The organism is uncultured Kluyvera sp. (genome assembly GCF_902485085.1).
Taxonomy (GTDB): Bacteria; Pseudomonadota; Gammaproteobacteria; order Enterobacterales; family Enterobacteriaceae; genus Kluyvera; species Kluyvera ascorbata.
Map to the genome: position 1 here is coordinate 1 of NZ_CABTJS010000134.1, position 1904 is coordinate 1904.

Sequence of the window (1904 nt, forward strand, 5' to 3'; positions counted from 1 at the left end):
GCCATGAAACGCACTTTTCAACCGTCTGTACTGAAGCGCAACCGTTCTCACGGCTTCCGTGCTCGTATGGCTACTAAAAATGGTCGTCAGGTTCTGGCACGTCGTCGTGCTAAAGGCCGTTCTCGTCTGACCGTTTCTAAGTAATAAAGCTAACCCCTCGAGTGGTTAAGCTAGCATTTCCCAGGGAGTTACGTTTGTTAACTCCCACTCATTTCACATTCGTCTTCCAGCAGCCACAACGGGCTGGCACGCCGCAAATCACCATCCTCGGCCGCCTGAATTCGCTGGGGCATCCCCGCATCGGTCTCACCGTCGCCAAGAAAAACGTGAAACGCGCACATGAACGCAATCGGATTAAACGTCTGACGCGTGAAAGTTTTCGTTTGCGTCAACATGAACTCCCGCCAATGGATTTCGTGGTGGTGGCGAAAAGAGGGGTTGCCGACCTCGATAACCGTGCTCTCTCGGAAGCGTTGGAAAAATTATGGCGCCGCCATTGTCGCCTGGCTCGCGGGTCCTGATAGGCCTTATTCGGGTCTATCAGCGCCTGATTAGTCCGCTACTCGGGCCGCATTGTCGTTTCACGCCAACCTGTTCTCAATACGGAATTGAGGCATTGCGCAGGTTTGGAGTGATAAAAGGCAGTTGGTTGACAGTGAAACGCGTATTAAAATGCCACCCTTTACACCCTGGTGGTGACGACCCCGTCCCGCCTGGACCATTTGATACCAGAGAACACTAACGATGGATTCGCAACGCAATCTTCTTATCATCGCTTTGTTGTTCGTGTCTTTCATGATCTGGCAAGCTTGGGAACAGGACCACAATCCTCAGACCCAGCAGCAGACCACGCAGACTACGACCACAGCAGCGGGTAGCGCCGCAGACCAGGGCGTACCGGCCAGTGGCCAAGGGAAACTGATTACGGTTAAAACTGATGTGCTTGAGCTGACTATCAACACTCGCGGTGGTGATATTGAGCAAGCGCTGCTTCCGGCTTACCCGAAAGCGCTGAAATCTGACGAACCGTTCCAGTTACTGGAAACCACCCCACAGTTTGTCTATCAGGCACAGAGCGGCTTAACCGGTCGTGATGGCCCGGATAACCCGGCTAACGGCCCGCGTCCGCTGTATAACGTCGATAAAGATGCGTTTGTGATGGCCGATGGCCAGAATGAAATCGTCATTCCACTGACCTATACCGATAAAGCAGGCAACGTCTTCACCAAAACCTTCACCCTTAAACGCGGTGATTATGCGGTGAACGTGAGCTATGACGTGAAGAACGCCGGCGAGAAACCGCTGGAAGTGTCTACCTTCGGTCAGCTGAAGCAGACGGCTAACCTGCCGTCTGACCGTAATACGCAGTCTGGCGGGCTGTCTACCATGCACACCTTCCGTGGTGCAGCGTACTCAACGTCTGACTCGAAATACGAAAAATATAAATTCGATACCATCGTTGATAACGAGAACCTGAACACCAACACCAAAAACGGTTGGGTTGCCATGCTGCAGCAGTACTTCACTACTGCATGGGTTCCGCAGAACAACGGTACCAATAACTTCTACACCGCTAACCTCGGTAACGGCGTAGTGGCTATCGGCTACAAATCTCAGCCGGTTCTGGTACAGCCAGGCCAGGCAGATAAACTGCAGAGCACCCTGTGGGTCGGCCCAGCAATTCAGGACAAAATGGCTGCCGTTGCGCCGCACCTGGATCTGACCGTTGACTACGGCTGGCTGTGGTTCATCTCTCAGCCGCTGTTCAAACTGCTGAAATGGATTCATAGCTTCCTGGGTAACTGGGGCTTCTCCATCATCGTTATCACCTTTATCGTTCGTGGCATCATGTACCCGCTGACCAAAGCGCAGTACACCTCCATGGCGAAGATGCGTATGCTGCA

4 protein-coding genes are annotated in these 1904 nt (G+C 53.0%); all 4 read left to right on the top strand.

The genetic code is table 11. From position 1 onward, the window contains the following. The first annotated feature begins 3 nt into the window (after nt 1–3). Nucleotides 4–144 (top strand): 50S ribosomal protein L34, encoded by a 141-nt coding sequence (gene rpmH / locus RDN66_RS16320; protein WP_003849659.1) that lies wholly within the window; start codon nt 4–6, stop codon nt 142–144. Nucleotides 145–161: 17 nt separating this feature from the next. Next, entirely contained in the window at nt 162–521 is a 360-nt protein-coding gene (gene rnpA / locus RDN66_RS16325) for a ribonuclease P protein component (protein ID WP_034881900.1), read from the top strand. Beyond that, nucleotides 485–742, top strand: coding sequence for a membrane protein insertion efficiency factor YidD (gene yidD, locus RDN66_RS16330; protein ID WP_015703903.1), 258 nt, complete (start codon nt 485–487; stop codon nt 740–742). The genes rnpA and yidD overlap by 37 nt, the downstream gene beginning before the upstream one ends. Before the next feature lie 2 nt (nt 743–744). Next, nucleotides 745–1904 (top strand): membrane protein insertase YidC (yidC, locus tag RDN66_RS16335; protein WP_308538025.1); only part of this gene is annotated, 1160 nt, incomplete at its 3' end.